Origin of the sequence: Colwellia sp. BRX8-7 (genome assembly GCF_014077275.1) — a bacterium.
In the GTDB taxonomy this organism is placed as follows: domain Bacteria; phylum Pseudomonadota; class Gammaproteobacteria; order Enterobacterales; family Alteromonadaceae; genus Colwellia_A.
Genome location: NZ_JACGVP010000003.1, coordinates 261642 through 285587 on the forward strand (window position 1 = coordinate 261642; position 23946 = coordinate 285587).

The window sequence follows — 23946 nt, forward strand, 5'->3', positions numbered from 1 at the left end:
TACTATGGATAAGAAAACATCTCGTTTGCGCCGCGCTAAACGCGCTCGTGCAAAAATTAGCGAGTTGGGTGCGAATCGTTTAGTTGTATTTCGTACTCCTCGCCATATTTACGCGCAATTGATCGCTCCAACGGGTTCTGAAGTTATCGCATCTGCGTCTACTTTAGACAAAGAAATCAGTGCTCAGTTAGATAAAACAGGTAACGTTGCCGCAGCAACTGCAGTCGGTACAGCAATTGCTGAACGTGCAGTAGCTAAAGGGATCACTAGCATTGCTTTTGATCGCTCTGGTTTCCGTTATCATGGTCGCGTAAAAGCGTTAGCAGAAGCAGCTCGTGAAGCTGGTCTGCAGTTCTAGGAGTTGATAATGGCTAATCATAATCAAGAAAACTCACAACAAAGTGATATGGCTGAAAAGCTAATTGCCGTTAACCGCGTTTCAAAAGTGGTTAAAGGTGGTCGCATATTCAGTTTCACTGCACTTACAGTAGTTGGTGATGGTGCTGGACGCGTTGGTTTTGGATACGGTAAAGCACGTGAAGTGCCTGCTGCAATCCAGAAAGCAATGGAAAAAGCACGCCGTAACATAGTAACCGTAGATTTGAAGGGTACTACTCTTCAGCATGTCATTATTGGCAAGCATTCTGGTTCTAAAGTTTACATGCAACCAGCTTCTGAAGGTACAGGTATCATCGCCGGTGGCGCGATGCGTGCAGTACTAGAAGTTGCAGGTGTTCAGAACGTATTGTCAAAAGCATACGGTTCTACTAACCCGATCAACGTAGTTCGTGCTACTGTTTCAGCTCTTGCGAATATGAAATCGCCGGCAGGTGTTGCAGCTAAGCGTGGCAAAACCGTTGCAGACATACTGGGGTAATTGAGCATGGCTAAAACAGTAAAAGTAACTCAAATGAAAAGTTCTATCGGTCGTTTACCGAAGCATAGAGCTACATTAAGAGGTCTTGGATTACGTCGTATCCGTCATACAGTAGAGTTAGAAGACACTCCATCTGTACGCGGTATGATTAACACAGTATCTTATATGGTTAAGGTGGAGGATTAATTATGCATTTAAATACTTTATCTCCTGCACCAGGTGCAAAGAAAGCTAAGAAGCGCTGTGGGCGTGGTATTGGTTCTGGCATTGGTAAAACAGGCGGACGTGGCCACAAAGGTCAGAAGTCTCGTTCTGGCGGTAGTGTACGTCCAGGTTTCGAAGGTGGTCAAATGCCATTGAAACAACGTTTACCTAAGTTTGGTTTCACGTCACGTAAATCTTTAGTTCGCGCTGAAGTACGTTTACATGAACTAAACAACATCACAGGTGATGTTGTCGATATCTTTGCTCTTAAAGATGCAAACCTAATTACACGTAACATCAAAACAGCAAAAATTATGTTGTCTGGTGATATTAACCGTCCAATTACGGTTCGTGGTTTAGGTGTTACTAAAGGCGCACGTGCAGCTATTGAAGCTGCTGGCGGAAAAATCGAGGAATAGTACAGCATGGCTACACCAGGAATGGCTCCTTCAAAAGGTAGTAAAGGCGCAGGCGGAATGTCTGAGCTCAAGCAAAGATTATGGTTTGTTCTCGGCGCACTAATTGTGTTCCGTTTAGGATCATTTGTGCCAATCCCTGGTATTGACGCCGCTGTATTAGCTCAGTTGTTTGAACAACAAAAGGGCACCATCGTAGAAATGTTTAACATGTTCTCTGGTGGTGCACTTGAGCGAGCCTCTGTATTGGCACTTGGTATTATGCCGTACATCTCAGCTTCAATTATCATGCAATTGCTTACTGTGGTTCATCCCGCAATGGCAGAGCTGAAAAAAGAAGGTGAAGCTGGACGTCGTAAGATCAGTCAATACACCCGCTACGGCACGTTAGTTCTAGCGACAGTACAATCAATTGCAATTGCAAGAAGTTTACCAGGAATGATGCCGGGTCTAGTAATGGACGCAGGTTTTGGTTTCTACTTTGCCGCTGTAGTAAGTTTAGTAACCGGTACCATGTTTTTAATGTGGTTAGGTGAACAAATTACTGAACGTGGTATTGGTAACGGTATATCTATCTTAATATTTGCAGGTATTGTTGCTGGCATGCCTTCAGCTGTTGCACAAACAGCAGAGATGGCGCGTCAAGGTGAATTGCACTTATTAGTATTATTGCTGATGTGTGTCATAGTATTCGCTGTAACCTTTTTTGTAGTATTTGTAGAACGTGGTCAACGACGTATTGTTGTTAACTATGCTAAGCGTCAGCAAGGCCGTAAGGTTTTCGCCGCGCAAAGCACGCATTTACCGCTTAAAGTTAATATGGCTGGTGTTATACCACCTATCTTTGCATCAAGTATTATCTTGTTCCCCGGCACTCTAGCGAGTTGGTTTGGACAAGGTGAAGGTGCAGTTGCTGACTTTCTACAAGAAGTATCTATTGCTATTTCTCCAGGTCAGCCGTTGTACGTTATGTTACTTGCCGCAGCGATAATATTTTTCTGTTTCTTCTACACGGCTCTTGTTTTCAATCCGCGTGAAACAGCAGATAACCTAAAAAAATCAGGTGCGTTTATTCCTGGGATTCGTCCTGGTGAGCAAACGTCTAAATATATAGATAAAGTGATGACACGCTTAACCTTAGCGGGTGCGTTGTATATTACCTTTATCTGTTTGGTACCTCAGTTCATGATCATCGCATGGGACGTTCAGTTCTACTTCGGTGGTACATCATTACTAATTATTGTAGTGGTTATTATGGACTTTATGGCACAAGTACAAACGCATATGATGTCTCATCAATATGACAATGTGCTTAAGAAAGCTAACTTAAAAGGTTAGGTCGTTAGACTTAACTCAATAGGTAAACGGAGTATAAAATGAAAGTACGTGCATCCGTAAAAAAGATTTGTCGTAATTGTAAAGTGGTTAAACGCAAAGGCGTAGTACGCATTCTTTGTGTAGAACCAAAGCACAAACAAAGACAAGGTTAAGCTTAGATTCATCTAAGCTGACAGCAATATCTTTTAGAAGTAGCATTGTGCAGAGATTTCTGTATAATGCCGCTTCGATTTGCAGAAAAGAAGACGGGTTGGGTATCCTAACGGGCTTTCCAACCTGATAATTTTAACCTTAAATAGGAGATGTGTTAGTGGCCCGTATCGCTGGCATTAACATCCCTGATCGTAAGCATGCAGTAATCGCCATTACTGCGATTTTCGGTATCGGAGCGACTCGCGCAAAAGCAATTTGTGCAGCAGCAGGTATCGCAGAATCAACGAAGATCAGTGAATTAGACGAAGCAAAAATAGATTTGCTACGTGCTGAAGTGGATAAATACACCGTAGAAGGTGATTTACGCCGTGAAGTTTCAATGAATATTAAACGTCTTATGGATTTAGGTTGTTACCGTGGCATACGCCATCGTCGCAGTCTTCCATTACGTGGTCAACGCACTAAAACTAATGCGCGCACCCGTAAAGGTCCTCGTAAGCCAATTAAGAAGTAAGAGGAACTAGACAATGGCTAAAACACCTGTACGTACGCGTAAACGCGTTAAAAAACAAGTTGCTGATGGCATGGCTCATATCCACGCCTCTTTCAACAACACAATCGTAACTCTTACAGATCGTCAAGGTAATGCTTTATCTTGGGCAACTGCAGGTGGTTCAGGTTTCCGTGGTTCACGTAAATCTACCCCATTTGCTGCTCAGGTAGCTGCAGACCGCGCTGGCGCCGCTGCAAAAGAGTTTGGTTTGAAGAATATTGAAGTTTTCGTTAAAGGCCCTGGACCAGGACGTGAGTCTGCAATCCGTGCCCTAAATGCTGCTGGTTTTAAAATCACCAACATTACTGACGTTACGCCTATTCCTCATAATGGTTGTCGTCCTCCTAAGAAACGTCGCGTTTAATCGTACTTTTTTTAGGATAGTTGGAGAAAGAAAATGGCTAGATATTTAGGTCCTAAGTTAAAGCTTAGTCGTCGCGAAGGAACAGATTTGTTCCTTAAAAGCGGTGTTAGAGCAATTGACACTAAATGTAAAATCGAAACAATACCAGGTCAGCACGGCGCACGTCGCGGTCGTTTGTCTGATTACGGTATTCAACTTCGTGAAAAACAAAAAGTTCGTCGTATTTATGGCGTACTAGAAAAGCAATTCCGTAATTACTACAAAGAAGCGGCTCGTTTGAAAGGTAATACAGGTGAAAACTTGTTACAACTTTTAGAGATTCGTCTTGATAACGTAGTATACCGTATGGGCTATGCAAGCACTCGTGCTGAAGCTCGTCAACTAGTTAGCCATAAAGCTATCGTAGTAAACGGCGTAGTTGTTAATATTCCATCTTTCAATGTTAAAGCTGAAGATGCAGTTTCTATTCGTGAGAAATCTAAAACTCAAGCGCGTATCATCGCTGCTTTAGAATTAGCTGAGCAACGTGAGAAGCCAGTCTGGGTTGAAGTAGATAACAAGAAACTTGAAGGCGTTTTCAAACGTGTTCCTGATCGTTCTGACTTGTCTGCCGAAATTAATGAACAGTTAATTGTTGAACTTTACTCTAAGTAAAGTAGCACTTAAGAGAGGAAATATATGCAGGGTTCTGTAACCGAATTCCTTAGACCGCGATTGGTTGGTATTGAAACCATTAGCGCGACTCGTGCTAAGGTAACTTTAGAGCCATTAGAGCGTGGTTTTGGTCATACTTTAGGTAATGCTTTACGTCGCATTCTTCTATCTTCAATGCCAGGTTGTGCTGTAACTGAAGTTGAGATTGACGGCGTTCTACACGAATACAGTAGTAAAGAGGGTGTGCAAGAAGACATCATCGAAATATTGTTGAACCTTAAGGGATTAGCTATAAGTTTAGAAGGTAAAAACGAAGCTGTTATTACTTTAACTAAATCCGGTGAAGGCCCTGTAACGGCAGCTGATATCCAGCATGACGGAGATGTAACAATCGCAAATCCTAATCATGTAATCTGTAATTTAACAGGTGAAGGTTCTATCAGCATGCGCATCAAAATTGAAATGGGACGTGGTTATGTTCCTGCTTCAGTTAGACGCGATGCCGAGGATGAAGATCGTGCAATCGGACGTTTGTTAGTTGATGCTTCGTTCAGTCCAGTTGTAAGAATTGCCTACGATGTTGACTCTGCCCGAGTAGAACAGCGTACTGATTTAGACAAACTTGTACTTGATATGGAAACCAATGGTACATTGGATCCAGAAGAAGCTATTCGTCGTGCTTCAACAATTTTAGCTGAACAGCTAGATGCGTTTGTAGAATTGCGTGATATTAAAGAAGTAGAGCCAAAAGAAGAGAAACCTTTATTTGACCCTATTTTGCTTCGTCCAGTTGATGATCTTGAATTAACAGTTCGTTCAGCAAACTGCTTAAAAGCAGAAGCAATTCAATACATTGGCGATTTAGTACAGCGTGCAGAAGTTGAGCTTCTTAAAACACCTAATTTAGGTAAGAAGTCTTTAACAGAAATCAAAGACGTTTTAGCGTCTCGTGGTTTATCTTTAGGTATGCGCCTTGAAAATTGGCCGCCTGAAAGCATCGCTGATAACGACTAATTCGTTTATCGTTTTTTAATAGTTTGAGAGAAGGATTAACTTATGCGCCATCGTCAAAGCGGTCGCCAGTTAAACCGTAATAGCAGTCATCGTCAAGCGATGTTCCGTAATATGGCAAGTTCACTAGTTAAGCACGGCGTTATTAAAACGACTGTAGCTAAAGCTAAAGAACTACGTCGCGTTGTAGAGCCACTGATTACATTGGCCAAGACCGACAGTGTTGCAAATCGCCGTTTAGCGTTTGCTCGTACACAAGATAAAGAAGTAGTAGGTATTTTATTTAACGAACTTGGTGCACGTTACCAAGAACGTCCAGGTGGATATACTCGCATTTTAAAATGTGGTTTCCGTACTGGTGATAAAGCGCCTATGGCTTATGTTGAATTAGTAGACCGTCCTGCATCAGATGTTGTTGCAGAAGAAGTTGAAGAGTCAGCAGAAGCTTAATTTAGCCTAGCTAAATTTGCTTTAAAATTAAAAACGGAGCTTCGGCTCCGTTTTTGTTTTTAAAAATAATGATAATCAACCCTAGTGTAAACTTGACCAACCTTCAAATTCTCCGTATAACATTTACCCCCACTCTTAAGAGAATCAATTATGTCATCACGTAATCCTATCATTGCTGTAACCGGATCATCAGGAGCAGGTACATCGACAACGATAGAGTCGTTTGCACATATATTTCGTTCATTGGGTATCACTCCAGCTACGGTTGAAGGAGATAGTTTTCATCGGTACTCTCGACAAGAAATGGACCTCGAAAAGCGTAAGGCGAGAGAAGACAGAAGAAACATTAGTTATTTTGGTGATGAAGCTAACGATTTCGACGCCTTAGAAAAACTTTTCAGCACTTATTCTGAAACGGGTAAAGGCCAGATGCGTCGATACCTTCACACTTTTGATGAAGCCGTTCCCTACAACCAAATGCCGGGTACGTTTACACCCTGGGAAAAACTCGGTGATGGCACTGACTTACTCTTCTATGAAGGGTTACATGGCGGCGTGGTCACTGAAAAAAATGACGTAGCAAAACATGTCGACTTGTTAATTGGTATGGTACCGATAGTTAACTTAGAGTGGATACAGAAAATAATACGCGATACTAATCAACGTGGACATAGCCGAGAAGCGGTAACAGCAAGTATAGTGCGTAGTATGGAAGACTATATCTCTTACATAACACCACAGTTTTCAAAGACACATATCAACTTCCAGCGCGTTCCGACAGTAGATACCTCGAACCCTTTTAGTGCTAAAGCGATACCAAGCCTTGATGAGAGTTTTGTGGTAATACGCTTTCGCGAAGCTACCGGGGTTGACTTTCCTTACTATTTATCGATGATTGACGGTGCCTTTATGTCACGTATCAATACCTTAGTTGTGCCGGGTGGGAAAATGGGGCTTGCCATGGAATTACTGTTAACACCATTGATCAGAGATTTAATGGAGAAAAAGCACCGCGCCAATAAGCAATTAGATTGGATGACTGATTTGTAGTAAATTGTGCTGTAACGTAAATTACAGCACATCGTGCATTTACTCTTCGACTATTTCAAAGTCATGGGTGATTTTTACAGTTTTATTTAACATTAATGCCACTGAGCAGTATTTGTCAGCAGAAAGCTTAACGGCGCGCTCGACGTGTTTTGCTGAAACTTCCTGACCTGTTATCACAAAGTGCAGATGAATATCAGAAAACAGTTTCGGCACTGAGTCTACACGCTTAGCTTCAATATCCACTTTACAACCACTGACGTTTTGCCTAGATTTATCAAGAATACTGACAACATCTACTGAGGAACAAGCCCCCAATGAAATCAATACATTCTCTAGCGGGCTAGGGGCAGATGCACCGGCGTTAGCGTCCAAAACAATCGTATGACCACTTTGCGAAGTACCCATAAATAATTCTTCACCCATCCATTTTACACTTGCTTTCATTGTTAGACCTTATATCTACTTATTAATGGGTAATATATTAACGTGCATCGGCTGAAATTTACTAGTGCTTCACCTAGATAATCAGAAAAAGAACCTTCAAGCCAACAAACAGCAGACAAAAGAAAATATCACTTGAGAAAAGTAATATCATTAGTATAATGGCGCCTCACTTCTTGAGTCTCTTTAAATTCCCAAACAAACTAAGATTCACCAGAAAAGTGTAACTCTTCATCTTAGATGGAAAGTAAACTAGGGGTATAGTTCCAATTGGTAGAACAGCGGTCTCCAAAACCGACGGTTGGGAGTTCGAATCTCTCTACCCCTGCCATATTTTATAAAGTATTTTTTAATACTTTTGAAGTAACTTCAGTGATGAAGTTAACATGCCATAGGCAAATATTTACAGGTCAATATTATGAATGCAAGTACAGAAAGCCAGCCAAACGGATCTCTTGATTCGCTAAAATGGATGATCGTTATCCTGCTTTTAGCCGGAGTCGTTTTCGCCAATTATTTTTACGGTGATGAATCCGTTTTATACCGTGCGATAGGTGCCGTTGTCGGTATCGTTATTGCTGGTGTAATCGCCATGCAAACTGTTAAAGGTCACAACGCCGTTGCATTTGCGAAAGAATCACGTACTGAAATTCGTAAAGTTGTTTGGCCAACACGCCAAGAAGCGATACAAACTACAGGTATCGTATTGTTCGCTACTTTTATTATGTCTTTAGTGATGTGGGGACTTGATTCTACGCTATTTTGGGTAGTTGGCTTTATTACAGGTTTGAAGGTGTAATCATGACTGAAGAAATTTTATCTCCTGAAGAGAATGAACAAAACGAAGAAAAAGCAATTAACACAAACCCGAAATTACGTTGGTATGTTGTACAAGCTTTTTCTGGCTATGAAGGACGCGTGCAAAAAACATTGGTTGAGCATATCGAAATTCAAGGATTGCATGAAAAGTTTGGTCAAATTCTTGTGCCTACCGAAGAAGTCGTTGAAATGCGTGCTGGTCAAAAGCGTAAGAGTTCACGTAAGTTTTTCCCTGGCTATGTATTAGTACAAATGGAAATGGATGTTGAAGCCTGGCATTTAGTTAAAAGTGTGCCACGAGTTTTAGGTTTTATCGGTGGTACCAGTGATCGCCCAGCACCTATTTCACAAAAAGAAGCTGACCGTATTTTACAAAGACTAGAAGATACCGACAAGCCTCGTCCTAAAACATTGTTTGAGCCCGGCGAAGTGGTTCGTGTTATTGATGGCCCATTTGCTGACTTTAACGGTGTTGTTGAAGAATTAGATTACGATAAAAACCGTATTAAAGTATCGGTATTAATCTTTGGTCGTTCAACCCCAGTAGATTTAGAGTTCGGACAAGTCGAAAAAGGCTAACCACTCAGTAATAAATAATAATTCGAAAAGGCTAGAGATGTGAATCTCTAGCCTTTTTTGTTATATCAATATAATCCGTTGAACTACCCCAGAAGTCATATAAATAAGAATTTCATTAAAGTCTTGTGTAAAAGGGCTTTTTTAATATATAATCCGCTGCCTATTTTTTTTAAGTGACTTCGTCGTTTAGGAAAAAGTAAGGATAATCGAACAACGGGGAGCTGATTTAAATTTTAGCGTTAACACCCAAACTAAAGGTATTGAAAAATGGCTAAGAAAGTCCAAGCTCTAATCAAGCTACAAGTTGCTGCTGGTGCAGCAAACCCGTCACCGCCAGTTGGTCCTGCTTTAGGTCAACACGGTGTGAATATCATGGAATTTTGTAAGGCGTTCAACGCAAAAACAGAATCTTTAGAAAAAGGCGCTCCAGTACCAGTAGTTATTACTGTATACAGCGATCGTTCTTTTACATTTGAAACAAAAACACCACCTGCTTCTTACTTATTGAAAAAAGCAGCTGGCATCAAAAGCGGTTCTGGCCGTCCTAACACTGACAAAGTGGGTACTGTTACTACAGCTCAACTTGAAGAAATTGTTAAGACAAAAGAAGCTGACTTAACTGCTGGTTCTATGGAAGCTGCAGTGCGTACCATTGCGGGTTCTGCTCGTTCAATGGGTTTAGTGGTAGAGGACTAATCAATGACTAAATTAACGAAACGCGCTCGTCTAATCCGTGAAAAAGTAGACGTATTAAAAGATTATGATATTGCTGAAGCCATTTCTTTATTAAAAGAACTTGCTACTGCAAACTTCCGTGAAAGTGTAGATGTTGCTGTAAATCTTGGCATCGATGCTCGTAAATCAGACCAAAACGTACGTGGCGCAGCTGTATTACCAAATGGTACTGGCCGTGATGTTCGTGTTGCTGTATTTACACAGGGCGCAAATGCTGAGAAAGCGAAAGAAGCTGGTGCTGACATCGTAGGTATGGAAGATTTAGCTGAATTAGTTAAAAAAGGCGAGATGAACTTTGATGTTGTAATCGCTTCTCCAGATGCTATGCGTGTTGTTGGTCAACTTGGTCAGATTTTAGGCCCACGTGGTTTAATGCCTAACCCTAAAGTTGGTACTGTAACACCAGACGTTGTAACCGCTATTAACAATGCAAAATCGGGCCAGATCCGTTACCGCAATGATAAAAACGGTATCATCCATACTACTATTGGTAAGGCTGATTTCGACGATGCTAAATTACAAGAAAACCTAGAGTTTTTATTGGAAGCTTTAAAGAAAGCTAAACCAGCAAATGCTAAAGGTCAGTACATTAAGAAACTTTCTATCTCAACTACTATGGGCGCCGGTGTATCGGTAAACCAAGCTAGTTTGACAGCAGTTTCTAAGTAAAGTCACATTTTTTGCACTTTACAAGGGTTAAATTATAGACTATAATTTCGCCCTTAAAAATTTTGGTAGGTGTTGTTTTATTCTTTTAGAAGTTTAAACAACCCCGTCAAAGACCGTAGGAGTTTATGAGGTAATTATTTACTTTAATAGACTTAATTTTTCCTACGTAGATGGTGATTACCCAGTATTTCCTAATTCTGGTCCTCGCCGTAACGGCCTAGTTTACTTTCTTTGAAAGAATATAAACTAGGGATAGTAAATACCGGTTTATTTAACCGGTGAACCAGGAGTTAAAGCCAATGGCTATCAATCTTGATGACAAAAAGGCAATTGTTGCTGAAGTTCAAGAAGCTGCTAGTGGCGCTCACTCAGTTGTAATCGCGGATGCCCGTGGTGTTGGAGTGGAAGCAATTACTGCATTGCGTAAGCAAGCACGTGAAAGTGGTGTATGGATGAAAGTTGTCCGTAACACATTAGCACGTCGTGCAGTAAAAGGTACTCAATTTGAATGTGTTTCTGACGTATTCAAAGGACCTTCATTAATTGCTTTTTCATCTGATCACCCAGGTGCCGCTGCACGTTTATTCACAGCCTTCGCTAAATCTAACGAAGCCTTTGATTTAAAAGCAGCTGCATTTGAAGGTAATTCAGTAGACGTAAATGTGTTAGCTAAGCTACCTACTTACGACGAAGCGATTGCACGTTTAATGAGCGCAATGAAAGAAGCATCTGCAGGCAAATTAGTCCGCACGATTGCTGCAGTACGCGATCAGAAAGAACAAGAAGCCGCTTAATAATTGTTTACCTCTGCTATTACTTAAACATAGGCAGAGCACAATTCGCACTTTTTGTATTTATAGTTATTTCAAACAGCCAAAGGCTGTTTATTAAAAAACAGGAAATTTAAAATGTCTATTTCTAAAGACGATATCCTAAACGCAGTTGCTGACATGTCAGTAATGGACGTTGTTGCTTTAATCGAAGCAATGGAAGAAAAATTTGGCGTATCTGCATCAGCTGCTGTTGCCGCTGCTGGACCAGCTGAAGCTGTTGAAGAGCAAAGCGAATTCAACGTTGTTATGACTAGCTTCGGTGAGAAGAAAGTTGCAGTAATCAAAGCAGTTCGTGGCGCTACAGGTTTAGGCCTTAAAGAAGCTAAAGACTTAGTTGAAGCTCTTGGCGTTGTTAAAGAAGGCGTTGACAAAGCTGAAGCTGAAGCTCTTAAGACTCTTCTTGAAGAAGCTGGCGCTTCTGTTGAGATCAAATAATCTGTTTTTAAACAGATTATTTGCCTGAAAAGGCAATGGCTGGTGACTTTAAAGTCACCGGCCTTTTTGCGCTAAAGAAAGTGGTTTTTTTTAAACCAAAAAGTGCATAATTGGTACTAAATGTATTAAGTATCATTGCAATATCCTGTCTGATACCAATTGGATTAGCTAACACAAAGTATGAAGCTATACTGAAGTTGTCTAGTCCAATTGGTATTTTAAAGGCAGATCGGCCATAACCAGCAAGCTGAGGAACCCCATGGTTTACTCTTACTCCGAAAAGAAACGTATTCGCAAGGACTTTGGTAAAAGCATACAAGTAATGGATTATCCATTCTTGTTATCAATCCAACTCGAATCTTTCCGTAAGTTTATTGATATTGATCCAACAGGTGAAACAGGCCTAGAGGCTGCGTTTCATTCTATTTTCCCAATTAAAGCTTACTCTGGTAGCTCAGAGTTACAATATGTGAGCTACAGACTTGGCGAACCGTTATTTGATGTCAAAGAATGTCAAATCCGCGGTGTAACCTATTCTGCGCCGCTTCGCGTTAAATTACGTTTAGTAGTTTACGATAAAGAAGCGCCAGCAGGCACAGTTAAAGATATCAAAGAACAAGAAGTATACATGGGTGAAATCCCATTAATGACAGACAACGGTACGTTTGTTATTAATGGTACTGAGCGTGTTATTGTTTCGCAATTACATCGTTCTCCAGGTGTGTTTTTCGATCATGATAAAGGTAAAACACACTCATCTGGTAAAGTATTATATAACGCACGCGTTATTCCTTACCGTGGTTCTTGGTTAGATTTTGAGTTTGATCCTAAAGATAATTTATTTGTACGTATTGACCGTCGTCGTAAATTACCGGCGTCAATCATTTTACGTGCCTTAGAGTATTCTACTGAAGAAATTCTAGACATGTTCTATGACACCACTGACTTTTCAATCAAAGGCGATAAGTTGATCATGGATTTAATCCCTGAGCGCTTACGCGGTGAAACGGCAACGTTTGACATTTGTTTGAAAAATGGTGATGTATTAGTAGAACAAGGTCGTCGCATTACTGCACGTCATATTCGTTCATTGTCGAAAGAAAATCTTGAAAAGCTAGAAGTCCCAGCTGAGTACATCGTAGGTAAAGTTTTATCTAAAGCTTACATCGATGAGTCTACTGGTGAAGTTATTGCTGAAGCCAATGCTGAAATAACATTAGAGTTATTAGCAGAGCTAAGCCAAGCTGGTCATAAAGTTCTTTCTACCTTATATATGAATGAATTCGATGTTGGTTCATACATGTCTGACACTATTCGTGTTGATGGTACTTCAAACAAGCTAGAAGCTTTAGTTGAAATATACCGCATGATGCGCCCAGGCGAGCCACCAACGAAAGATGCAGCAGAAACGTTATTTACTAACTTGTTTTTTGCTCCAGAACGCTATGATTTATCAACCGTTGGTCGAATGAAGTTCAACCGTCGTGTTGGCAATTCAGACGATGTTGGAAGTGGCATTTTATCTAACGATGACATTATTTCAGTAATGAGAACCTTAATCGCCATTCGTGACGGTAAAGGCGAGACTGATGATATCGATCACTTAGGTAACCGTCGTATTCGCTCTGTTGGCGAAATGGCAGAAAACCAATTCCGTGTTGGTCTAGTACGTGTTGAACGTGCTGTACGTGAACGTTTAAGTCTTGGTGACTTAGATGCTATCATGCCACAAGACCTAATCAACGCTAAGCCTATCTCTGCGGCTGTGAAAGAATTTTTCGGTTCTTCACAATTGTCACAGTTTATGGATCAAAACAACCCGTTATCAGAAGTGACGCATAAACGTCGTATCTCCGCATTAGGCCCAGGTGGTTTGACGCGTGAACGTGCTGGTTTTGAAGTTCGAGATGTACATCCGACCCATTATGGTCGTGTATGTCCTATCGAAACGCCGGAAGGTCCAAACATTGGTTTGATTAACTCACTGTCGTGTTATGCACGTACTAACGATTACGGTTTCTTAGAAACTCCATATCGTAAAGTAGTTGATGGCTTAGTCACTGATGATATCGATTATTTATCAGCAATTGAAGAAGGTAACTTTGTTATTGCCCAAACTACAGCTCCGGTTGATAGTGAAGGTAAGTTAGTAGACGGCTTAGTACAATGTCGTCACAAAAACGAATTTACATTAATCTCGGCAGAACAAGTCCAATACATGGATGTTTCGCCACAACAGATTATTTCAGTTGCAGCAAGTTTAATTCCGTTCCTTGAGCACGATGATGCTAACAGAGCCCTGATGGGTTCAAACATGCAACGTCAAGCCGTACCAACTCTTATCGTTGATAAGCCGTTAGTTGGTACAGGTATGGAAAAAGTTGTAGCTGTTGATTCAGGTGTAACTGCTGTTGCAAAACGTGGTGGTGTAGTCAGCTATGTTGACGCTTCTCGTATTGTTGTTAAAGTTAATGAAGACGAAATGCATGCTGGTGAAGCCGGTATTGATATTTATAACTTAACTAAATATACGCGTTCTAACCAAAATACATGTATCAACCAACGTCCACAGTGTCGTATGGGTGAACCTGTTACACGTGGTGATGTTTTAGCTGATGGTCCTTCAACGGACATGGGTGAATTAGCCCTAGGTCAAAACATGCGTATAGCGTTTATGCCTTGGAATGGTTACAACTTCGAAGATTCAATGTTGTTATCTGAACGTGTTGCTACAGAAGATCGTTTCACTACTGTTCATATTCAAGAATTAACCTGTATAGCACGAGACACTAAATTAGGTAGTGAAGAAATTACTTCTGATATTCCTAATGTTGGTGAATCAGCTCTATCTAAATTAGATGAAGCGGGTGTTGTTTACATCGGTGCTGAAGTTAATGGTGGCGACATCTTAGTGGGTAAAGTTACTCCTAAAGGTGAAACACAATTAACACCAGAAGAAAAACTATTACGTGCTATTTTCGGTGAAAAAGCAGCTGACGTTAAAGACAGCTCTTTACGTGTACCTAATTCAGTTAAAGGTACTATCATCGACGTTCAAATCTTCACCCGTGACGGTGTAGAAAAAGATAAGCGCGCTGTTGAAATTGAAGAATTACAACTTAAAGAAGTTAAGAAAGATTTAGGCGATGAATTTAGCATCTTAGAAGATGGTATTTATGCTCGTGCTAAAAACCTTCTTTTATCTGCTGGCTTAAACGAATCAGACATTAATAGTATGTCTCGTGCAAATTGGTTAGTTCAAAACTTGTCTGACGAAGGTCAACAATCTGAGCTTGAACAAATTGCTGAGCAATACGACAATATTAAAGCTGATTTCGATAAGAAGTTTGAAATTAAACGTCGTAAGATCACACAAGGTGCTGATTTAGCTCCAGGTGTTCTTAAAATTATCAAAGTTTACTTAGCGATAAAACGCCACATCCAACCGGGTGATAAAATGGCCGGTCGTCATGGTAACAAAGGTGTTATTTCAAACGTCGTTCCAGTAGAAGATATGCCTTACGATCAATATGGTGTTCCTGTTGATGTGGTACTTAACCCGTTAGGTGTACCATCACGAATGAACATTGGTCAGATCTTAGAGACTCATCTAGGTATGGCGTGTCGTGGTATTGGCGAAAAAATCAACCGTATGTTGGAAGCGCAACAAGAAATTCATAAACTACGTAACTTCATTCAAGAAGTTTACAATGTTGGTGAATCTCGTCAAGTTGTTGACATCGCGAGCTTCTCTGATGATGAAGTGATGCGTTTAGCTAATAACTTGCGTGCCGGTCTTCCTATTGCTACTCCAGCATTTGATGGTGCAGCAGAGAAAGAAATCAAAGAGATGTTTAGACTTGCAGATATGCCTGAAAGCGGTCAGTTTATCTTAACTGACGGTCGTACTGGTCGTGAATTTGAACGTCCTGTAACGGTTGGCTATATGTATATGTTAAAACTTAACCATTTAGTTGATGACAAAATGCATGCACGTTCTACTGGCTCTTACTCATTAGTAACGCAACAACCTCTTGGCGGTAAAGCGCAATTTGGTGGTCAACGTTTCGGTGAGATGGAAGTATGGGCACTAGAAGCATACGGTGCTGCTTATACGCTACAAGAAATGTTAACGGTTAAATCTGATGATGTTAACGGTCGTACTAAGATGTATAAAAACTTAGTAGACGGTGATCACAGAATGGAGCCAGGCATTCCTGAATCATTCAACGTATTGTTGAAAGAAATTCGTTCGTTAGGTATTAACATCGAATTAGATCAGGACTAGCTTCCAAAGCTGCATGCTGACTATCAAATTGATGAGTCAGTACACGGAGAAAGCAGGCAACTGCTTTCTCTTTAAGGTTTAACTCCGACAGGAGAAGAAGTGTGAAAGATTTACTTAAGTTTCTTAAGCAACAAAATCAAACAGAAGAGTTCGATGGTATACGTATCGGACTAGCCTCACCAGATCAGATTCGTTCTTGGTCATTTGGTGAAGTAAAAAAACCTGAAACGATTAACTACCGTACGTTCAAACCAGAACGTGACGGTCTATTTTGTGCGCGTATTTTTGGTCCAGTAAAAGATTACGAATGTCTTTGTGGCAAATACAAGCGTTTAAAGCATCGTGGTGTTATTTGTGAAAAATGTGGCGTTGAAGTTACATTAACAAAAGTTCGTCGTGACCGTATGGGTCATATCGAATTAGCAAGCCCAGTTGCACATATCTGGTTCTTAAAATCATTACCTTCGCGTATTGGTTTATTACTTGATATGACACTTCGTGATATCGAACGTGTTCTTTATTTTGAATCTTATGTTGTTACTGAACCTGGTATGACAACATTAGAAAAAAGCCAAATTCTAACTGAAGAAGAATATCTTGATGCTTTAGAAGAGCATGGTGATGAATTTGACGCATTAATGGGTGCTGAAGCTGTTTTAGCTTTACTACAACAAATCGATTTAGAAGGCGAAGTAGCGCAAATGCGTGAAGAGCTTCCTGAAATTGGTAGTGAAACTAAGCGTAAAAAAGTCACTAAGCGTTTAAAATTAATGGAAGCATTCGCCGCTTCAGGTAATAAGCCTGAGTGGATGATTATGAACGTACTACCCATTTTACCGCCGGATTTACGTCCGTTAGTACCTTTGGATGGTGGCCGTTTTGCTACGTCTGATTTGAACGATTTATACCGTCGTGTTATTAACCGTAACAACCGTTTAAAACGTCTTCTTGACTTAGTTGCTCCAGATATTATCGTACGTAACGAAAAACGTATGTTACAAGAATCTGTTGATGCACTTCTTGATAACGGTCGTCGTGGTCGCGCAATTACCGGTTCTAACAAACGTCCTCTTAAATCTCTTGCCGATATGATTAAAGGTAAGCAAGGTCGTTTCCGTCAGAATCTATTGGGTAAACGTGTTGATTACTCTGGTCGTTCTGTAATTACTGTTGGTCCTACACTGCGTTTACACCAGTGTGGTTTACCGAAAAAAATGGCACTTGAATTATTCAAACCATTTATTTACGGTAAATTAGAAGCTCGTGGTTTAGCGACTACGATTAAAGCGGCTAAAAAATTAGTTGAACGTGAAGGCGCTGAAGTTTGGGATGTACTTGACGAAGTTATTCGTGAACATCCAGTTATGCTTAACCGTGCACCAACACTTCACAGACTAGGTATCCAAGCGTTTGAACCTGTTCTAATTGAAGGTAAAGCAATTCACTTGCATCCTCTAGTTTGTGCGGCATACAACGCCGATTTCGATGGTGACCAAATGGCGGTACACGTACCGTTAACTATCGAAGCGCAAATGGAAGCTCGTACCTTAATGATGTCTACCAATAACGTGTTATCACCAGCAAACGGTGAGCCGATTATTGTACCATCACAAGATGTTGTTTTAGGCTTGTACTACTTAACACGTGACCGTGTTAATGGTTTAGGTGAAGGCATGGTTTTTGCTGACACTAAAGAAGCTGAAAAAGCTTACCGCACAGGTGTTGCAGAACTTCACGCCCGTGTAAAAATTCGTATCACAGAATACTTTAAAGACGAAGAAGGTAACTTTACTGTTCCTAAAACGACTTTACGTGATACCACGGTAGGTCGAGCCATTATGTGGCAGGTTTGTCCAAAAGGTATGCCTTACGATTTAATCGATCAACCGCTTGGCAAAAAACCAATTTCGAAATTAATTAACCACGCTTACCGTAACTTAGGTTTGAAAGAAACGGTTATTTTTGCTGACCAAATCATGTACACAGGTTTCCATTACGCGATGATCGCGGGTTGTTCTGTTGGTATTGATGATATGGTTATTCCTGCGGCTAAATACACTATTATCGAAGAGTCGGAAGAAGAAGTTGCTGAAATCCAAACTCAATTCGAGCAAGGTTTAGTTACTCAGGGCGAAAAATATAACAAAGTTATTGATATTTGGTCATCTGCCAACGAGAAAATCTCTAAAGCGATGATGGACAATTTATCAAAAGAAACTGTTATTAACCGTGACGGCGTGCCAGAAGAACAAGATTCATTTAACTCTATCTACATGATGGCTGACTCGGGTGCTCGTGGTAGTGCTGCTCAGATCCGTCAGTTAGCGGGTATGCGTGGCTTGATGGCTAAACCAGATGGTTCTATCATCGAAACGCCAATCAAAGCTAACTTCCGTGAAGGTTTGAACGTATCTGAATACTTCATCTCAACTCACGGTGCGCGTAAAGGTCTTGCCGATACTGCACTTAAAACAGCTAACTCGGGTTACTTAACTCGTCGTTTAGTTGATGTTGCACAAGATTTGGTTGTGACTGAACATGATTGTGGTACTTTCGACGGTCTACAAATGACACCACTAATCGAAGGTGGCGATGTTGTTGAACCATTAAGAGAACGTGTTCTTGGTCGTGTTGTTGCTGAAGATGTTATCAAGCCGGGTACTGACGAAGTTTTATTACCTCGTAACACGCTAATTGACGAAGCTTTATGTGATTTCATTGAAGAAAACTCAATTGATCAAATGAAAGTACGTTCAATTATTACCTGTAAAACCGATTTTGGTATTTGTGCTCATTGTTACGGTCGTGATTTGGCTCGTGGCCATATGATCAACCAAGGTGAAGCTATTGGTGTTGTTGCAGCACAATCAATCGGTGAACCTGGTACACAGCTTACCATGCGTACGTTCCACATCGGTGGTGCCGCATCGCGTGCTTCTGCTGAAAACAACGTACAAGTTAAAAACACAGGTACTTTGAAACTTCAAAATGCTAAGTTTGTAACTAACTCTGAAGATCATCTTGTTATTACCTCACGTTCATCTGAAATGACGGTAATTGATGAGCTAGGTCGTGAGAAAGAACGTTATAAAGTGCCTTACGGTACTGTGCTTTCTAAGAAAGATGGTGGTTCAATTGTTGCCGGTGAAATCATCGCTAACTGGGACCCGCATACTCACCCTATTATTACGGAAGTAGCAGGTAAAGTTCAGTTCGTTGATCTTTCTGATGGCGTGACTATGGTTCGTCAAACTGATGATCTGACTGGTCTTTCAAGTATTATTGTTACTGACGCAGGTCAACGTAATGCAACGGGTAAAGAAATGCGCCCAGCATTGAAACTTGTTGATGCTAACGGTGAAGAAGTTATGATTGCCGGGACTGAAATCCCAGCACTTTACTACTTACCGGGTAATGCAATTGTTAACCTAGAAGATGGCGCGGATGTAAACATTGGTGATGCACTTGCTCGTATACCACAAGCAAGTTCTAAAACTCGTGATATAACCGGTGGTCTTCCACGTGTTGCTGATTTATTTGAAGCACGTAAGCCTAAACTTCCTGCAATTCTTGCTGAGAAAACAGGTGTTGTTGCTTTCGGTAAAGAAACCAAAGGTAAAGTGCGCTTATTAATCACTCAACCTAGCGGTGAAGTATACGAAGAGATGATCCCTAAAACGCGTCTTTTGAATATCTATGAGGGTGAGCCAGTAATCAAAGGTGAAGTTATTGCCGATGGTCCTGAGTCTCCGCATGATATCTTGCGTTTACGTGGTGTTGCACCTGTTGCTAATTACATTGTTAACGAAGTACAAGAAGTATATCGTTTACAAGGTGTAAAAATTAACGACAAGCACATCGAAGTTATCGTCCGTCAAATGATTCGCAAGTGTGAAATCTTAGACGCGGGTGATAGTGATTTCTTGAAAGGCGAACAAGTAGAAGTAGCGCGTGTTAATATTTCAAACCGCGAGCTTGAATCTGCTGGTAAGCAACCTGCTGAATACGAAATGCAAATGATGGGTATTACTAAAGCATCATTAGCAACTGAATCGTTTATTTCAGCGGCATCTTTCCAAGAAACAACACGTGTACTTACTGAAGCTGCTGTTGCAGGTAAGAAAGATAAGTTACGTGGCTTGAAAGAAAACGTTATCGTTGGTCGTTTGATCCCAGCGGGTACAGGTTATTCGTACCATCAGGAACGTGCTAAACGTAAACTACAAGCAAAAATGCCTGCTGTTGAAGAAGTCGCTGTTTCAGCTGACGATGCAGCACAAGCATTAACTGACGCACTAAATGCTAGTGATTAAGTAAAAAATATAGCGTTAATGGCCTGTGCTACTTGACAGGCCATAGCTTGACCTATAGAATTCCGCGACCCTATATCCTGTACTGTTTATGTATAGCATTTAAGGTCGCGGATTTTCACGTTTATAAGGGTGTAAATTTCTCATTGATTGGAATTTACACAAGTTTAACTAATCGGGAGCTATTTAATGGCAACTATTAACCAATTAGTACGTAAACCACGTGTAAGACAAGTAACTAAAAGTAACGTTCCAGCGTTACAAGCTTGTCCACAACGTCGTGGCGTATGTACTCGTGTGTATACAACTACACCGAAAAAACCTAACTCAGCACTTCGTAAAGTTGCTCGTGTTCGTTTAACTAACGGCTTCGAAGTAACTTCATACATCGGTGGTGAAGGACATAATTTACAAGAGCATAGCGTTATTTTAATACGCGGTGGCCGTGTAAAAGATTTACCGGGTGTGCGTTATCACACCGTTCGTGGCGCGCTTGATTGTTCAGGTGTAAGCGACAGAAGACAAGGCCGTTCTAAATACGGTGCTAAACGACCTAAATCTTAAGTTTTCCTCTCTAACTCCTTATAGATAGGAAGAGAAAAAAACGTTAAGTAAGGCCAAATAAGAAATTTTTAAATTTATATATTTTGGATTAATCCTGAATACTACGGAGAATTAAGATGCCAAGAAGACGCGTCGTAGGGCAACGTAAAATATTGCCAGATCCTAAGTTCCATAATGAACTTTTAGCAAAATTCATCAACATCCTTATGGTTGATGGTAAAAAATCTACTGCAGAAAAAATTGTTTACGGTGCATTAGACATTTTAACTGAAAAAAACAGCGAGAAAACTCACTTAGAGCTTTTCGAAACTGCTTTAGATAATATCCGCCCATCTGTCGAAGTTAAATCTCGTCGTGTTGGTGGTTCTACTTATCAAGTACCAGTTGAAGTTCGTCCAGTTCGTCGTAATGCTCTAGCCATGCGTTGGTTAGTTGAAGCAGCTCGTAAACGTGGTGAAAAATCAATGGCTCAGCGCCTAGCTAACGAAATGTTAGATGCGTCTGACAGCAAAGGTTCAGCGGTTAAGAAACGTGAAGACGTTCACCGTATGGCTGATGCTAACAAAGCGTTCGCTCACTACCGCTGGTAAGCTAGCAGTTTTGAATGGATGTATGATTTACCCTTTGCGTATGCTTAGGGTAAATACATGGCTAGCAAGAGTTTCTCTTGCTAGCCATACTAACTTTTACGGACTGATGCTTTGCGCAGTTCAAAAAGTATTAAACAGTAGTATTAAACAAATACTCACCGCTTACGCGAATATTTATTTAATAGTACTAATTATTAGTGACTAAGAATTAGAGGATTTCATTTTGGCACGTATCACCCCTATTGAGCGCTACCGTAACATTGGTATCTGTGCGCACGTAGATGCTGGCAAAACGACAACCACAGAACGTGTTTTGTTTTACACGGGTCTTTCTCACAGAATTGGTGAAGTGCACGATGGCGCTGCAACCATGGACTGGATGGAACAAGAGCAAGAGCGTGGTATTACCATTACCTCAGCCGCGACAACTTGTTTCTGGAAAGGCATGGACGGTCAATTTGTTGACCACCGTATTAATATTATCGATACTCCTGGTCACGTTGATTTTACCATTGAAGTTGAACGCTCTTTGCGTGTCCTCGATGGTGCTGTATTAGTTTTATGTGCCTCTTCAGGTGTTCAACCGCAAACAGAAACTGTTTGGCGTCAAATGGAAAAGTATGCCGTTCCACGCATTGTTTTTGTTAACAAAATGGACCGCACTGGCGCAGACTTTCTTTCTGTTGTTGGTCAGCTAAAAGCACGTCTAAAAGCAAATGCAGTTCCTATTCAGTTACCTATTGGTTCAGAAGAAGATTTTAAAGGTGTTATAGACCTTGTTAAAATGAAAGTGATCAACTGGAGTGAAGACGATCACGGGATGACTTTTACTTATTCAGCAATACCTACCGATATGCAAGACCTTGCCGATGAATGGCGTGAGAATATGATATCGGAAGCGGCTGAAGTGTCAGACGAGCTAATGGATAAATACCTTGAAGATGGCGATTTGACAGAAGACGAAATCAAGTCAGCACTTCGACAACGTACCCTTAATAATGAAATCATTCTTTGTACTTGTGGCTCTGCTTTTAAAAACAAAGGCGTACAAGCTGTTTTAGATGCGGTTATTGATTATTTACCCTCACCAACGGAAGTTGCTGCTATTACGGGTATTAGTGATGACAAAAATGAAACACCTGCAACGCGTGCCGCAGATGATAGTGCACCATTTTCCGCGTTAGCCTTTAAAATTGCCACTGACCCTTTTGTCGGTACGTTAACCTTCTTCCGCGTCTATTCCGGAGTAGTAAAAACAGGCGATAGTGTCTTTAATCCGATTAAAGGCAAGAAAGAACGTCTCGGTCGTCTAGTGCAAATGCATGCTAATGACCGTCAAGAAATTAAAGAAGTTCGTGCTGGTGATATTGCAGCAGCCATCGGTTTAAAAGATGTTACTACGGGTGAAACACTGTGTGATGCCAATCACGTAATAACACTTGAGAAAATGGAATTCCCTGATCCGGTAATTTCAATAGCCGTTGAGCCAAAAACCATTGCTTCTCAAGACAAGTTAGCCCTAGCCTTAAGTAAATTATCAGCTGAAGATCCTTCGTTTAAGGTCGCTACTGATGATGAAACGGGTCAAACGATCATTTCCGGTATGGGTGAGCTACACTTAGACATTATTGTCGAGCGCATGAAACGTGAGTTTGGCGTCGAATGTAATGTCGGTAAGCCACAAGTTGCTTATCGTGAAACTATTCGTTCTACGGTTGAAGTAGAAGGTAAATTTATTCGACAATCAGGTGGTAAAGGCCAATTTGGTCACGTTTGGTTGAAAATGGAACCCTTACCAGAAGGTGGTGGTTTCGAATTTGTTAACGAAATTGTTGGCGGTACTGTTCCTAAAGAATATATACCTGCCATTGAAAAAGGCTGTTTTGAGCAAATGGATAGCGGTGTATTAGCCGGTTATCCAATGCTTGATGTTAAAGTAACACTTTATGACGGTTCTTTTCATGACGTTGACTCTAATGAAATGGCGTTTAAAGTTGCTGCTTCAATGGGCTTTAGAGAAGGGGCGTTAAAAGCTACGCCGACACTTCTAGAACCTATGATGAAAGTAGAAGTAACTACGCCAGAAGAAAACATGGGTGATGTCGTTGGCGATTTAAATCGTCGTCGCGGTATGATCGATGGCATGGACGAAGGTCCTGCTGGCTCTAAGATAGTGAATGCAATAGTACCACTGTCTGAAATGTTTGGTTATGCTACTGCATTACGCAGTGCAACACAGGGCCGCGCCTCTTATTCGATGGAATTTTTACAATACAGTGAAGCTCCTAAGAATGTAGTTGCGGCAATAACAGAATCTCTTGGAATCTCGTAAGACACTCACTTATAGTTAGTGAAAGTCTAGCTCGGTCATCTTGGCTGCGCTTTTAATAAACTTTAAGGTAATTGAAAAATGGCTAAAGCAAAATTTGAACGTTTAAAACCGCATGTTAACGTTGGTACTATCGGTCACGTCGATCACGGTAAAACAACTTTAACAGCTGCTATCTCTGCAGTATTAACTAAAGTACACGGTGGTGAAGTTAAAGATTTCGCACAAATCGATAATGCTCCTGAAGAGCGTGAGCGTGGTATTACAATCAATACTTCTCACAT

The 23946-nt window shown here is 40.8% G+C and carries 25 protein-coding genes and 1 tRNA gene; 25 read left to right on the plus strand and 1 reads right to left on the minus strand.

The genetic code is table 11. From position 1 onward, the window contains the following. The first annotated feature begins 4 nt into the window (after positions 1 to 4). From rplR to H4J57_RS04790, 12 genes are all read left to right on the plus strand, one after another. Complete coding sequence (gene rplR, locus H4J57_RS04735) at positions 5 to 358, plus strand: 50S ribosomal protein L18 (RefSeq protein WP_070375064.1); 354 nt, start codon at positions 5 to 7, stop codon at positions 356 to 358. A 9-nt stretch (positions 359 to 367) separates the two neighbouring features. Continuing rightward, positions 368 to 877: a 30S ribosomal protein S5 gene (rpsE, locus tag H4J57_RS04740; RefSeq protein WP_070375063.1), complete on the plus strand. Its 510-nt coding sequence runs from the start codon at positions 368 to 370 to the stop codon at positions 875 to 877. A gap of 6 nt (positions 878 to 883) precedes the next feature. Then, positions 884 to 1063 (plus strand): 50S ribosomal protein L30, encoded by a 180-nt coding sequence (gene rpmD / locus H4J57_RS04745; protein ID WP_070375062.1) that lies wholly within the window; start codon positions 884 to 886, stop codon positions 1061 to 1063. 2 nt (positions 1064 to 1065) lie between these two features. Then, positions 1066 to 1500 carry a 50S ribosomal protein L15 gene (gene rplO, locus H4J57_RS04750; RefSeq protein ID WP_070375061.1) on the plus strand — a complete coding sequence of 145 codons (435 nt, stop codon included), beginning with the start codon at positions 1066 to 1068 and terminating at the stop codon, positions 1498 to 1500. Between the two features lie 6 nt (positions 1501 to 1506). Then, complete coding sequence (gene secY, locus H4J57_RS04755) at positions 1507 to 2835, plus strand: preprotein translocase subunit SecY (protein ID WP_070375060.1); 1329 nt, start codon at positions 1507 to 1509, stop codon at positions 2833 to 2835. 38 nt (positions 2836 to 2873) lie between these two features. After that, a complete protein-coding gene (gene rpmJ, locus H4J57_RS04760; RefSeq protein ID WP_083277954.1) occupies positions 2874 to 2987 on the plus strand; it encodes a 50S ribosomal protein L36 in 114 nt (37 codons plus the stop codon). 158 nt (positions 2988 to 3145) lie between these two features. Next, positions 3146 to 3502 (plus strand): 30S ribosomal protein S13, encoded by a 357-nt coding sequence (gene rpsM / locus H4J57_RS04765; protein WP_070375059.1) that lies wholly within the window; start codon positions 3146 to 3148, stop codon positions 3500 to 3502. A 13-nt stretch (positions 3503 to 3515) separates the two neighbouring features. Continuing rightward, complete coding sequence (gene rpsK / locus H4J57_RS04770; RefSeq protein WP_070375058.1) at positions 3516 to 3905, plus strand: 30S ribosomal protein S11; 390 nt, start codon at positions 3516 to 3518, stop codon at positions 3903 to 3905. A 33-nt stretch (positions 3906 to 3938) separates the two neighbouring features. Continuing rightward, complete coding sequence (gene rpsD / locus H4J57_RS04775; protein WP_070375057.1) at positions 3939 to 4559, plus strand: 30S ribosomal protein S4; 621 nt, start codon at positions 3939 to 3941, stop codon at positions 4557 to 4559. Between the two features lie 24 nt (positions 4560 to 4583). After that, positions 4584 to 5573: a DNA-directed RNA polymerase subunit alpha gene (locus tag H4J57_RS04780; RefSeq protein WP_070375056.1), complete on the plus strand. Its 990-nt coding sequence runs from the start codon at positions 4584 to 4586 to the stop codon at positions 5571 to 5573. Positions 5574 to 5615: 42 nt separating this feature from the next. Next, on the plus strand, positions 5616 to 6020 hold the full coding sequence (rplQ, locus tag H4J57_RS04785; RefSeq protein WP_070375055.1) for a 50S ribosomal protein L17: 405 nt from the start codon (positions 5616 to 5618) through the stop codon (positions 6018 to 6020). A 150-nt stretch (positions 6021 to 6170) separates the two neighbouring features. Continuing rightward, on the plus strand, positions 6171 to 7070 hold the full coding sequence (locus tag H4J57_RS04790) for a phosphoribulokinase (RefSeq protein ID WP_070375054.1): 900 nt from the start codon (positions 6171 to 6173) through the stop codon (positions 7068 to 7070). A 39-nt stretch (positions 7071 to 7109) separates the two neighbouring features. Here H4J57_RS04790 and H4J57_RS04795 read toward each other — a convergent pair whose 3' ends face one another. Further along, a complete protein-coding gene (locus H4J57_RS04795; RefSeq protein WP_182221535.1) occupies positions 7110 to 7514 on the minus strand; it encodes an OsmC family protein in 405 nt (134 codons plus the stop codon). Positions 7515 to 7765: 251 nt separating this feature from the next. On the opposite strand from H4J57_RS04795, the gene H4J57_RS04800 reads away from it, so the two are divergent. The 13 genes from H4J57_RS04800 to H4J57_RS04860 all read left to right on the plus strand — a co-directional run. Next, a tRNA-Trp gene (locus tag H4J57_RS04800) sits at positions 7766 to 7842 on the plus strand. An 87-nt stretch (positions 7843 to 7929) separates the two neighbouring features. Beyond that, positions 7930 to 8310 carry a preprotein translocase subunit SecE gene (secE, locus tag H4J57_RS04805; RefSeq protein ID WP_070375052.1) on the plus strand — a complete coding sequence of 127 codons (381 nt, stop codon included), beginning with the start codon at positions 7930 to 7932 and terminating at the stop codon, positions 8308 to 8310. 2 nt (positions 8311 to 8312) lie between these two features. Beyond that, entirely contained in the window at positions 8313 to 8909 is a 597-nt protein-coding gene (gene nusG / locus H4J57_RS04810) for a transcription termination/antitermination protein NusG (protein WP_197517671.1), read from the plus strand. 267 nt (positions 8910 to 9176) lie between these two features. Continuing rightward, positions 9177 to 9605 (plus strand): 50S ribosomal protein L11, encoded by a 429-nt coding sequence (rplK, locus tag H4J57_RS04815; protein WP_070375051.1) that lies wholly within the window; start codon positions 9177 to 9179, stop codon positions 9603 to 9605. A gap of 3 nt (positions 9606 to 9608) precedes the next feature. Beyond that, positions 9609 to 10313, plus strand: coding sequence for a 50S ribosomal protein L1 (gene rplA / locus H4J57_RS04820; protein WP_070375050.1), 705 nt, complete (start codon positions 9609 to 9611; stop codon positions 10311 to 10313). A 299-nt stretch (positions 10314 to 10612) separates the two neighbouring features. After that, positions 10613 to 11107 (plus strand): 50S ribosomal protein L10, encoded by a 495-nt coding sequence (gene rplJ, locus H4J57_RS04825; protein WP_182217228.1) that lies wholly within the window; start codon positions 10613 to 10615, stop codon positions 11105 to 11107. 114 nt (positions 11108 to 11221) lie between these two features. After that, positions 11222 to 11581 (plus strand): 50S ribosomal protein L7/L12, encoded by a 360-nt coding sequence (rplL, locus tag H4J57_RS04830; RefSeq protein WP_070375048.1) that lies wholly within the window; start codon positions 11222 to 11224, stop codon positions 11579 to 11581. 259 nt (positions 11582 to 11840) lie between these two features. After that, positions 11841 to 15869, plus strand: coding sequence for a DNA-directed RNA polymerase subunit beta (rpoB, locus tag H4J57_RS04835; RefSeq protein WP_070375047.1), 4029 nt, complete (start codon positions 11841 to 11843; stop codon positions 15867 to 15869). 101 nt (positions 15870 to 15970) lie between these two features. Next, complete coding sequence (gene rpoC, locus H4J57_RS04840; RefSeq protein ID WP_070375046.1) at positions 15971 to 20182, plus strand: DNA-directed RNA polymerase subunit beta'; 4212 nt, start codon at positions 15971 to 15973, stop codon at positions 20180 to 20182. 186 nt (positions 20183 to 20368) lie between these two features. After that, the gene (gene rpsL, locus H4J57_RS04845; RefSeq protein WP_011045492.1) at positions 20369 to 20743 is read left to right on the plus strand and encodes a 30S ribosomal protein S12; all 375 of its coding nucleotides are present in this window, start codon (positions 20369 to 20371) and stop codon (positions 20741 to 20743) included. Between the two features lie 116 nt (positions 20744 to 20859). Next, positions 20860 to 21333, plus strand: coding sequence for a 30S ribosomal protein S7 (gene rpsG, locus H4J57_RS04850; protein ID WP_070375045.1), 474 nt, complete (start codon positions 20860 to 20862; stop codon positions 21331 to 21333). Between the two features lie 223 nt (positions 21334 to 21556). Then, positions 21557 to 23665 carry an elongation factor G gene (gene fusA / locus H4J57_RS04855; RefSeq protein WP_070375044.1) on the plus strand — a complete coding sequence of 703 codons (2109 nt, stop codon included), beginning with the start codon at positions 21557 to 21559 and terminating at the stop codon, positions 23663 to 23665. A 78-nt stretch (positions 23666 to 23743) separates the two neighbouring features. After that, positions 23744 to 23946: GTP-binding protein (locus H4J57_RS04860; protein ID WP_259364653.1), on the plus strand; the 203-nt coding region annotated here is incomplete at its 3' end.

What these genes read in the sequence shown, in the direction of transcription:
- rplJ (WP_182217228.1), top strand. Translation starts at nt 10,613, where the DNA reads ATGGCTATCAATCTTGATGACAAAAAGGCAATTGTTGCTGAAGTTCAA.
- secY (WP_070375060.1), top strand. Translation starts at nt 1,507, where the DNA reads ATGGCTACACCAGGAATGGCTCCTTCAAAAGGTAGTAAAGGCGCAGGC.
- rpoB (WP_070375047.1), top strand. Translation starts at nt 11,841, where the DNA reads ATGGTTTACTCTTACTCCGAAAAGAAACGTATTCGCAAGGACTTTGGT.
- H4J57_RS04780 (WP_070375056.1), top strand. Translation starts at nt 4,584, where the DNA reads ATGCAGGGTTCTGTAACCGAATTCCTTAGACCGCGATTGGTTGGTATT.
- rpsL (WP_011045492.1), top strand. Translation starts at nt 20,369, where the DNA reads ATGGCAACTATTAACCAATTAGTACGTAAACCACGTGTAAGACAAGTA.
- H4J57_RS04790 (WP_070375054.1), top strand. Translation starts at nt 6,171, where the DNA reads ATGTCATCACGTAATCCTATCATTGCTGTAACCGGATCATCAGGAGCA.
- rpmJ (WP_083277954.1), top strand. Translation starts at nt 2,874, where the DNA reads ATGAAAGTACGTGCATCCGTAAAAAAGATTTGTCGTAATTGTAAAGTG.
- secE (WP_070375052.1), top strand. Translation starts at nt 7,930, where the DNA reads ATGAATGCAAGTACAGAAAGCCAGCCAAACGGATCTCTTGATTCGCTA.
- rplK (WP_070375051.1), top strand. Translation starts at nt 9,177, where the DNA reads ATGGCTAAGAAAGTCCAAGCTCTAATCAAGCTACAAGTTGCTGCTGGT.
- rplQ (WP_070375055.1), top strand. Translation starts at nt 5,616, where the DNA reads ATGCGCCATCGTCAAAGCGGTCGCCAGTTAAACCGTAATAGCAGTCAT.
- nusG (WP_197517671.1), top strand. Translation starts at nt 8,313, where the DNA reads ATGACTGAAGAAATTTTATCTCCTGAAGAGAATGAACAAAACGAAGAA.
- rplL (WP_070375048.1), top strand. Translation starts at nt 11,222, where the DNA reads ATGTCTATTTCTAAAGACGATATCCTAAACGCAGTTGCTGACATGTCA.
- rpmD (WP_070375062.1), top strand. Translation starts at nt 884, where the DNA reads ATGGCTAAAACAGTAAAAGTAACTCAAATGAAAAGTTCTATCGGTCGT.
- H4J57_RS04795 (WP_182221535.1), bottom strand. Translation starts at nt 7,514, where the DNA reads ATGAAAGCAAGTGTAAAATGGATGGGTGAAGAATTATTTATGGGTACT.
- rplA (WP_070375050.1), top strand. Translation starts at nt 9,609, where the DNA reads ATGACTAAATTAACGAAACGCGCTCGTCTAATCCGTGAAAAAGTAGAC.
- rpsK (WP_070375058.1), top strand. Translation starts at nt 3,516, where the DNA reads ATGGCTAAAACACCTGTACGTACGCGTAAACGCGTTAAAAAACAAGTT.
- rplR (WP_070375064.1), top strand. Translation starts at nt 5, where the DNA reads ATGGATAAGAAAACATCTCGTTTGCGCCGCGCTAAACGCGCTCGTGCA.
- rpsE (WP_070375063.1), top strand. Translation starts at nt 368, where the DNA reads ATGGCTAATCATAATCAAGAAAACTCACAACAAAGTGATATGGCTGAA.
- rpsG (WP_070375045.1), top strand. Translation starts at nt 20,860, where the DNA reads ATGCCAAGAAGACGCGTCGTAGGGCAACGTAAAATATTGCCAGATCCT.
- rplO (WP_070375061.1), top strand. Translation starts at nt 1,066, where the DNA reads ATGCATTTAAATACTTTATCTCCTGCACCAGGTGCAAAGAAAGCTAAG.
- rpsD (WP_070375057.1), top strand. Translation starts at nt 3,939, where the DNA reads ATGGCTAGATATTTAGGTCCTAAGTTAAAGCTTAGTCGTCGCGAAGGA.